Annotated in this window: 9 protein-coding genes; 6 read left to right on the top strand and 3 right to left on the bottom strand. The window is 36.8% G+C overall.

The genetic code is table 11. The annotated features are described in order from the left end of the window. The first annotated feature begins 185 nt into the window (after positions 1 to 185). Positions 186 to 581 (top strand): hypothetical protein, encoded by a 396-nt coding sequence (locus tag UGRO018_RS11390; protein ID WP_416326610.1) that lies wholly within the window; start codon positions 186 to 188, stop codon positions 579 to 581. A 36-nt stretch (positions 582 to 617) separates the two neighbouring features. Here the strand turns inward: UGRO018_RS11390 and UGRO018_RS11385 are convergent, their stop codons facing one another. From UGRO018_RS11385 to UGRO018_RS11375, 3 genes are read right to left on the bottom strand one after another with little or no spacing between them, the layout of a single operon-like run. Then, a complete protein-coding gene (locus UGRO018_RS11385; RefSeq protein WP_416326609.1) occupies positions 618 to 1,628 on the bottom strand; it encodes an aspartate-semialdehyde dehydrogenase in 1,011 nt (336 codons plus the stop codon). Between the two features lie 24 nt (positions 1,629 to 1,652). Further along, complete coding sequence (locus UGRO018_RS11380) at positions 1,653 to 2,969, bottom strand: aspartate kinase (protein ID WP_416326608.1); 1,317 nt, start codon at positions 2,967 to 2,969, stop codon at positions 1,653 to 1,655. Then, the gene (locus UGRO018_RS11375; protein WP_416326607.1) at positions 2,966 to 4,141 is read right to left on the bottom strand and encodes a homoserine dehydrogenase; all 1,176 of its coding nucleotides are present in this window, start codon (positions 4,139 to 4,141) and stop codon (positions 2,966 to 2,968) included. The genes UGRO018_RS11380 and UGRO018_RS11375 overlap by 4 nt, the downstream gene beginning before the upstream one ends. Before the next feature lie 117 nt (positions 4,142 to 4,258). Here UGRO018_RS11375 and thrC point away from each other — a divergent pair, with 117 nt between their 5' ends. The 5 genes from thrC (at position 4,259) to UGRO018_RS11350 (ending at position 8,434) form a co-directional block, all read left to right on the top strand. Beyond that, the gene (thrC, locus tag UGRO018_RS11370; RefSeq protein ID WP_416326606.1) at positions 4,259 to 5,752 is read left to right on the top strand and encodes a threonine synthase; all 1,494 of its coding nucleotides are present in this window, start codon (positions 4,259 to 4,261) and stop codon (positions 5,750 to 5,752) included. Continuing rightward, a complete protein-coding gene (gene thrB, locus UGRO018_RS11365) occupies positions 5,745 to 6,626 on the top strand; it encodes a homoserine kinase (protein WP_416326605.1) in 882 nt (293 codons plus the stop codon). Before thrC ends, thrB begins: the two co-directional genes overlap by 8 nt. After that, complete coding sequence (locus UGRO018_RS11360; RefSeq protein WP_416326604.1) at positions 6,626 to 7,060, top strand: ACT domain-containing protein; 435 nt, start codon at positions 6,626 to 6,628, stop codon at positions 7,058 to 7,060. The genes thrB and UGRO018_RS11360 overlap by 1 nt, the downstream gene beginning before the upstream one ends. Before the next feature lie 95 nt (positions 7,061 to 7,155). Next, positions 7,156 to 7,887 carry a TIGR01906 family membrane protein gene (locus tag UGRO018_RS11355; protein WP_416326603.1) on the top strand — a complete coding sequence of 244 codons (732 nt, stop codon included), beginning with the start codon at positions 7,156 to 7,158 and terminating at the stop codon, positions 7,885 to 7,887. Then, positions 7,874 to 8,434, top strand: coding sequence for a Maf family protein (locus UGRO018_RS11350; protein WP_416326602.1), 561 nt, complete (start codon positions 7,874 to 7,876; stop codon positions 8,432 to 8,434). The genes UGRO018_RS11355 and UGRO018_RS11350 overlap by 14 nt, the downstream gene beginning before the upstream one ends. The last annotated feature ends 35 nt before the right edge of the window (positions 8,435 to 8,469 follow it).

Genomic DNA, 8,469 nt, shown 5'->3' with positions numbered 1-8,469 from the left:
AGCGTGTCTGCCATTCCACCACGACTGCATCTTGATATTGCCTTATTATCATACAATATTTTTCTGAAATAAGCTAGCTTTTTATAGCTTCTTATAAAGAAAATTCGTTAATTTTTCACACACAACCCATCTTCATCACATATTTATAGTAGATAATATTGCCCGTACACAGAAAGGTTGGAACTATGAAAAACAAAAAAACATCAAATATTTCAAAGGCGAGCATTCTTTTTTACGTCATGGCTGTCTTATTCTTGTTTGCCGCATTATTCTTTGCCTATTTAACATATCAATCTATTGCGGAATATAAACAGAGCGCAGAACCATCTTTATCAGAGGTCTTTAGTGTTTATATCTCTAATTGCGGTTCTTATATTGCTTATTCCTTTATTTTATATGGAATCGGCGTTATCTTAAACAAATTTTCAGTAATGACAAATACGATTGCTGATTGTATGGTTGAGGCAGTGGAAGATCATGAAGAAGAAGAAGATTCATTAGATGAATTTCTAAATGATTTATCACAAAACAAAGCCAATCATGATATTGACGCAAAAGAAGCAAACGACACAACTAACTAATACGTAAAACCTCATCCAAATCGGATGAGGTTTTTATTACATATCTTTGATTACTAATTCTGCAATTTGAACTGCATTGGTTGCAGCACCTTTACGAACTTGATCTCCACAGCACCAAAAGCTTAAGGCGTTTTCATGACCACTGATATCCTTACGAATTCGTCCGACAAATACAAGATCCTGATCGGTTGTATCTAATGGCATTGGATAGACCTTATTTACTGGATCATCAACCAGTTTTACACCTGGTGCATCTTTCAATAATTCCTTTGCTTTTTCAACATCAATGGCTTTGTCAAATTCTACCATGATAGATTCTGAATGTGAACGGAACACTGGAACACGAATACAAGTACAATTGACACATAATTCCGGATTGCTTTGAATCTTTCTACCTTCAAATTGCATTTTCATTTCTTCACTGGAGTATCCTTCATCATTGAAGTTTCCGATTTGTGGAATTAAGTTATATGCAATCTGATATTGGAAGTTATTGATATCCACAGGTTTGTTATTGGCAATAGCATCTACCTGTTGTTTTAATTCACGAATACCACCAACACCGGCTCCACTTACTGCCTGATAGGTACTGACTACCATACGCTTTGCATGGGCATATGCATGTAATGGCTGTAATGCCACCAATGCAATAATGGTAGCACAGTTTGGATTGGCAATAATACCCTTATGTTTCTTTACATCCTGAGGATTTACTTCAGGAACTACAAGTGGCACATTTTCATCCAAACGATATGCACTGGAGTTATCGACAACCACAGCCCCTTTTTCTACTGCAATCGGTAAATATTTTTGTGCAATATCATTTTCTGCGGCTCCTAATACGATATCCATACCATCAAAGCTCTGTTCTGTTGTTTCCTCTATGGTATATTCTTTTTCATTGATCCACATCTTTTTCCCAGCACTTCTAGCGCTTGCTAGCAAATGCAATTCCTTAATCGGAAACTTTCTTTCCATCAAAATTTTGATCATTTCCTGACCAACTGCTCCTGTTGCGCCAAGAATTGCTACGTTATATGTTTTCATACGTTTCTACCCTTTCCTTCCATCTTATTCATTTGATACAAAACTGTGATAGATTGCATCGATCGTTTTTTCAAAATCCTTATCCTCTACACCTACAACGATATTGATTTCATCACTACCTTGTGCAATCATACGAATATTGATATCATTTTCTCCAAGTACAGAGAAAATCTTACCACTCATACCTGGCTTATACATCATCTTACGTCCTACTGTCGCAATCAATGCGATATGATCGATGACCTTAATGCTATCCGGATTACATGCACGCTTGATATCCGTTACGATATCATAGATAACATCCTTAACTTCATCTCCACTTACAACAATACTAAAGGAATCGATTCCACTTGGTATATGTTCAATGTTAACACGATAATTTTCAAACACTTCTAAGGCACGGCGAATGATACCGACTTCATCACTCATATGGTTTTTATAAATCGCCACAACAGTAAAATTCTTCTTACCTGCAATACCCGTAATGGTTTCTCCACTCATACCGTCATCCTCTTCTACGATGATGGTTCCGCCTTCTTCTGGATGATTGGTATTTAAAATATTGATAGGAATGTTCTTTTCCTTTACAGGAAAGATCGCCTCTTCATGTAGCACGCTGGCACCCATATAGGATAGCTCTCGCAATTCACTATATGTAATCTTATCGATTCTTTTTGGATGTTTGACGATTCTTGGATCTGCCATTAGAATACCGGATACATCTGTCCAGTTTTCATACATATCCGCATTTAGGATACGAGCAAGAATAGAACCGGTGATATCACTTCCACCTCGTGACATTGTTTTGATGGTTCCATCAGGAAGTGCACCATAGAAACCAGGCATTACAAAACGATCATGATCCTTCATAAAGCCATCTAATCGATATTTTGTCGCATCAAAGTCAATTTTTCCATCATAGCGGAAAGTGATGATATCCTTCGCATCGACAAATGGGAAACCTAGATATTCAGCCATCAACTTCGCTGTTAAATATTCTCCACGAGATACCAAGTAATCAGTAGACATCGATTTATTTAATTGGGATTTTAATTCATTTAAATCATCTTCAATTGGATAAGTTAGATTCAAATCTGCCTTAATGGATAAAAATCTTTCTTCAATCAAAGAATATAAAGGAAGATAATCCACACTATATTTTAAATGAGCTTCAATTAAATAAAGTAAATCAGTTACCTTATTATCATCTTTATGCTCTCTTCCACTTGCACTGACCACGACAAATTTTCTTGCTTGATCCGCATCTATAATATTTTTTACCTTAGTAAACTGCTGTGCATTGGCTACGCTTGAGCCACCGAATTTTGTTATCTTGATCATACGTTCTCCCTCTCATAGATACTTGCCATAAATGCAGTAGGATCTACTTCTAACACTTTCTTCATCAATTCATGCATTTTCATTACTTCAATATCCTTGATCAACATATATTTATCAAAGGTACTTGTTTCATATTTGATACCCTTGAAATATACACGACAAGTTTTATCTGCACGTAATACATAATCACGTTTGCACAATGTCGTATCATATACCATATCTTCTTGATAGGCACGTTCCATATGTTCCTTGCCTTCTAAAATATCCAATACATCCTGTACGACTGCATTGGCAGTTGCCAACTTTCCGGCACCTTGACCATAGAATTTCAAATCACCGATGGTTTTTCCATGCATGCTGATCAAATTGTAATTATCCTGTGTATTTGCTTCTAATTCCGTTTCGTTAAATAAGATCGGTTCCACAACACAGCTATAGCGATTAGCGTTTCGCTTTGTCTTTGCGATGAATCGAACCACCTTGTTCATGCTTTTGAAATACATGACATCTTCTTTGGTGATATTTCTGATTCCAAAGATTGGAAAATTGTCAGGTACATGGAAATCATATGCAATACTAGCAGAAATTCTTACCTTATTACAAATATCATATCCATCGATATCCGCACTAGGATCTGCCTCAGCATATCCCAAACGCTGTGCTTCTTTCAGCACCTCATCAAAACTAGTCCCAAAACGTTGCATATGATCCAAAATAAAATTACTGGTACCATTGAAAATACCATGAATTTCATCTACGGCATCAATACGTAAGGCCTTTTCTAGCCCGGCGATACAAGGAATACCTCCTCCGGTACTTGCCTCATAATAAAATTTTACATTGTTTTCTTTTGCACATTCATTGAAATCTTTTAGGTATGCCGCAACTACTGCCTTATTGGCGGTAACGACATGTTTCCCATGTTCCAATGCCTGTACGATATACGTATGTGCAGGTTCAATGCCTCCCATTGTTTCAACAACAAGATCCACTGCAGGATCATTTACGATGTCTTCTATATCATCACACATATAAGGAAGTGTTTTTTCTTTTCCCTTACGAATCAGAATGCGTGTCACATGTAGCTGTTTTGTCAAAAGAGTTGCGCCCTCTTCTACAATCTGATGTACACCGCTTCCAATCGTTCCATATCCTAATATCGCAATATTCATATATTTCCTCCTTTTCATAAAAAATGTGTCTTTTCACCAAAAACACTTGTTTTTAGATTGCGAACATTGTATCATAGTATACAACGAATTGCAAGATAGAAAAAAGGAGAAAGTAAAATGAACGAAATATATACAAGTACAAGAGATTCAAAACAAGCATTTACAGCAAAACAGGCGATTCTAAAAGGAATTGCTGAGGATGGAGGACTTTATGTCTATGATGGATTAGATCAGTTAAGACTTCCGTTAAAAGACATGATGGAAATGGATTACATGGAAATGGCTGAAACGGTATTATCCATGCTTCTTCCTGATTTTACACAAGAGGAGGTCAAACGTTGTGTCAATGATGCCTATGCGAATAAATTCCGTAACGAGGCAATTACTCCCCTACATTTTGTAGACGATGAAGCTATATTAGAGCTATTCCATGGTCCAACTTGTGCCTTTAAGGATATTGGTCTACGTATGTTACCACAGTTGATGAGAGTATCTTTGGAAACACACCAAGATGAAAATGTCATGATATTAACAGCAACATCCGGAGACACCGGAAAAGCCGCATTGGAAGGTTTCAAGGATGTTCCACGTACAGGAATCACTGTTTTCTATCCTGATAATGGTGTATCAAATATTCAAAAACTACAAATGGTAACCACAACTGGTGATAACACTACAGTTTGTGCAATTAAGGGAAACTTCGATGATGCCCAATCCAATGTGAAGAAAATCTTCAATAACAGAGAACTAGCTGAGGAGCTTGCAAAAGATCATGTGACCCTATCCAGTGCCAATTCTATCAATATCGGTCGATTGATTCCACAGGTGGTTTATTATATCTATGCTTATAAAGAAATGGTTCAACAGAAAAAAATCTCATTCGGTGATGAAATCAACTTCTGTGTACCAACCGGTAATTATGGAAATGTTTTGGCCGGCTATTATGCGAAATGCATGGGACTTCCGGTTCATCGTTTTATCGTTGCCAGCAATTCTAACAATGTACTATTTGATTTCTTAAAAGATGGTGTATATGATCGTAACCGTCCGTTCTATAAAACGATCTCTCCAAGCATGGATATCTTGATCAGTAGTAATTTAGAACGTCTATTGTATTATAAGAGTGGAAAAGATGCCGATTATATCGCTTCTTTGATGAAAGATCTGGAAAGTAAGGGGTCTTATAAAGTAAGACAAGACATTTATGAAAGTGTCAAAAAAGATTTTACCGGTGGTTATTGTGATGATGAAGCTTGCGCTCAGGCTATCAAAGATATGTATGAGCAACATGGTTATGTTATGGATCCACATACAGCAGTAGCATATAAAGTGATGAAGGATTACGAAAAGGAAGATGCTGCTCATCCTTGTGTATTATTATCCACAGCTTCTCCATATAAATTTGCTCCCGCTGTATATGAAGCTATCTTCGGTAAAGGTGAGGATGATGAATTTGCTTGTATGAACCAGTTAGAGGCAAACACAGGTGCTATGATTCCGGCACCATTAAAAGAATTATCTACGATGGAAGTTCGTCATCATGCCCTGGTAGATAAAGATGATATGGAACAATTTGTAAAAACAACAGTTAAGGAGAAATTCCATGATTAAGGTCAGTGTACCGGCGACCAGTGCAAATCTTGGTCCCGGTTATGACTGCTTAGGAATCGCATTGGATGAATTTTGTACCGTTACCTTTGAAAGTATAGATCAAGGTCTTGAAATCACAGGTTGTGAAGAAGCCTATTGTACAGAAGATAATCTTATTTATCAGGCATTTTTAAAAGGACTACAATATATGAATCGATCCATTCGTGGATTGCGTATGCATGTAGAGACCAATATTCCTTATGCCCGTGGTATGGGAAGCAGTGCTACCTGTATCGTTGCCGGTTTATGTGGTGCGAATGCAATGTTTCAACACCCGATGAATAAATATGAAATCTTTGATTTGGCAACACAAATGGAAGGACATCCCGATAATGTTGCTCCGGCCATCTTCGGCGCATTATGTGTTTCCTTTATGGATGAAGGAAAACCATCCATGATCCGCTATGGTGTGAAAAAAGATTTGATCTTTGTGACCATGATTCCCGATTTTGAAGTTAGTACCAAAGCTGCAAGAGAAGTTCTTCCAACACAGATGAGCTATCCACAAGCAGTGTATCAAATGGGACGTACCGCAGCACTTGCGAAAGCAATGGAAATCGGTAATGCTTTGATTTTGAAAAAGGCATGCAAAGATCAAATGCAAGAGCCTTATCGAAAACAACTGATTCCTGCCTATGATAATGTCAGAAGCATTTGTGATGAATCAGGTGCTATTACCATGTTTATTTCAGGTAGTGGGTCAACCATGATGGCATTGACACAAAGTGAAGAAATAGCGGAAACGATCGTTACTGAATTATCACACACTTATCCATCTTGGGATTTCAGGCTCCTTCATGCAACTTATGAAGGTTGTAAAGATGAGGTGATTTAATGGAAAAATATTACATTGTAGACAGTACCATCCTACCTGATGTTTTAGATAAGGTCATAGAAGCAAGATCTTTATTACAAAATGGTGAAGTAAAACAGGTCAGTGAAGCAGTAAAAAAAGTTGGTATTTCTCGAGGCACTTACTATAAGTACAAAGATTATGTTTTCCTGCCAGCTCAAGGTATGAGTGCCAGAAAAGCAGTGATATCCCTCATGCTACATCATGACAAAGGAATTTTGAGTGAAGTATTGAATACGATGTCAAAAGTAAACGCAAATATCCTTACCATCAACCAAAACATTCCCATTCATGATTGGGCAAGTGTTGTCATTTCCTTTGATTTATGCGAAATGATGGTTTCTATTGATGAATTAATGGAACAATTGAATACTTGCCGAGGAGTCAGCAATCTTCATTTGATAGCCGTGGAATAAAACTGCTATTAAATGAAAGATTTCTGAAAGAACATTTCTTTTTTCTTCAATTTATGATACGATATACAATGCCTTTAAAAAAAAGGAGTAATTGTATGAAACAAATAATAGAAAAAATCAACATAATTGCGGCATATGCAGTTGCAGTTAGCGCAATATTGATCGTATTGATTACCAGTATTGATCAAAATTGCTTTGACAAGGGATTCTATGCGAAAGAATATAGTGCATTGAATACTGCGCAATCACTTGGTATGACGGAGGAAGATCTAAATCGTTCTACCAACACATTATTGGATTATTTAAAAGATAAACGTGATGATATCCAAGTAGAAATTCAACTCAAAGGAACCAAGGTATTGGCATTTAACGATAGAGAAGCAAGTCATATGGTTGATGTCAAGAACTTGTATCAATTTGCTTTGATCCTTCGCTATGTATGTATTGGTGTTCTGCTTATTTCGATTCTTTATCTTATTTTTCAATATCATAGCGGTATCTATACGCATATCAGTATTGCCTATATGAAAACAGCGATTTTATTTACCGTATTTTTTGTGATGTTAGGTATTTGGGCTTATGCGGATTTTAATGCTTTCTGGACTGCCTTTCATCGACTTGCCTTCCGTAATGACCTATGGTTATTAGATCCATCTACAGATTTGATGATCAATTTATTTCCAAGTGAATTCTTCTATAAATTAGTGTTCAGAATTGTTGGATGGTTTGCTGCCGGATTCGGTTCTTTATTTGTCGTAAGCTACATTTATCTAAGACACCAGTTACATAAGGTTCATAAGGAGTTGATGAATCATGAGCATTCCTAGTATCATTCTCGCAAGCAATTCACCAAGACGAAAAGAATTGATGCATGATTGCGGTATTCCCTTTACCGTGGAAAGTGTAGAAACAAAGGAAGTTCTTGATACAAATCTACCAATTGAAAAAGCAATCGAACAAATTGCATATCAAAAAGCAAAGGCCGTTTTTGATATACATCCCAAAGCGTGGGTACTTGGCTGTGATACTATGGTTATTTATCAAGATCAACCCCTAGGAAAACCTAAAAACAGAGCAGACGCAAAGCGAATGCTTGAATTACTTTGTGGGCATACACATCAGGTCATTAGTGGTGTCGCCATCCTTGGAGAAAACAAGCAACTATTATTTCATGAGATCACAGAGGTTACCTTCCATAACATAGATGATGAATTTCTGAAAGCTTATCTAGATAGCGAAGAACCCTATGATAAAGCCGGCGCTTATGGCATACAAGGAAAAGGTAAGCTTCTGGTTGAAAAAATCAATGGTGATTACTACAATGTGATGGGATTACCCATTGCCAAAGTGTATCAGGAATTAAAAAAGTTATAAAAAAATCAACAAACTGCAGGAAAGCTGTTGAAAAA

The organism is Hoskinsella mucinilytica (assembly GCF_045223415.1).
Taxonomy (GTDB): domain Bacteria; phylum Bacillota_I; class Bacilli_A; order Erysipelotrichales; family Erysipelotrichaceae; genus Hoskinsella; species Hoskinsella mucinilytica.
The sequence above is the reverse complement of the archived record's forward strand: the minus strand, read 5'-3'. Positions and strand labels throughout refer to the sequence as shown.